The sequence below is a fragment of the Streptomyces klenkii genome, from assembly GCF_003626645.1.
Classification (GTDB): domain Bacteria; phylum Actinomycetota; class Actinomycetes; order Streptomycetales; family Streptomycetaceae; genus Streptomyces; species Streptomyces klenkii.
Genome location: NZ_RBAM01000243.1, coordinates 1 through 1,002, shown reverse-complemented (window position 1 = coordinate 1,002; position 1,002 = coordinate 1). Strand labels below are relative to the sequence as shown.

The 1,002-nt window shown below is 70.7% G+C and carries 1 protein-coding gene; it reads left to right on the top strand.

The window, feature by feature from the left end; translation table 11 throughout:
* Window positions 1–228 precede the first annotated feature (228 nt).
* Window positions 229–1,002: response regulator transcription factor (locus D7231_RS36070; RefSeq protein ID WP_422396800.1), on the top strand; the 774-nt coding region annotated here is incomplete at its 3' end.

Below are 1,002 nucleotides of genomic sequence, written 5' to 3'. Positions count from 1 at the left end.
GAGGCCGACTGCTGGACGAGGATTCCGAGGATCGCGGCGGCCAGGCCGCCGGCGATGAACCCGGCATTCCTGCGGCTCTTCGGTCGTGCTGCGGAATGACTCATGCCGCCAGTCAAGGCGGGGTGATGTTGCCGGTCCGTATGGGCTTTTCGATAGGCCGACGATATGCGCCGGATTTTCGCGGAAACGCCACGGGCCTTTTCCGGCCGCCGCCTTACCATGGGAAGCATGCGCGTATTGGTCGTCGAGGACGAGCCCTACATGGCGGAGGCCATCCGCGACGGATTGCGATTGGAGGCCATAGCGGCCGACATCGCCGGGGACGGGGACACCGCTCTGGAGCTGCTGAGCGTCAACGCCTACGACATCGCCGTCCTCGACCGCGACATTCCCGGGCCCTCGGGGGACGAGATCGCCCAGAGCATCGTCGCCTCCGGCAGCGGCATGCCGATCCTGATGCTCACCGCCGCCGACCGGCTCGACGACAAGGTCACCGGGTTCGAGCTGGGCGCCGACGACTACCTCACCAAGCCCTTCGAGCTGCAGGAGCTCGTTCTCCGGCTCCGGGCCCTGGACCGCAGGCGCGCCCACAGCAGGCCGCCCGTGCGGGAGCTGGCCGGCCTGCGGCTGGACCCGTTCCGCCGCGAGGTCTACCGCGAGGGCCGGTACATCCCGCTGACGCGCAAGCAGTTCGCGGTGCTCGAAGTCCTCGTCGCCGCCGAGGGCGGCGTCATCAGCGCCGAGGAGCTGCTGGAGCGCGCCTGGGACAAGAACGCCGACCCCTTCACCAACGCGGTGCGCATCACCGTCTCGGCCCTGCGCAAGCGGCTGGGCGAGCCCGGCCTGATCGCCACGGTCCCCGGCGTCGGGTACCGCATCGACACGGGCGCGGGCGCCGGGCCGGACGCGGTGGCGGGGGACGAGCGTGCCCAGGACACCGGGGCTGAGCGTCCGCCTCAAACTCACCCTCAGCTACGCCGGCCCCCCCCTGCTTGCCAGCCG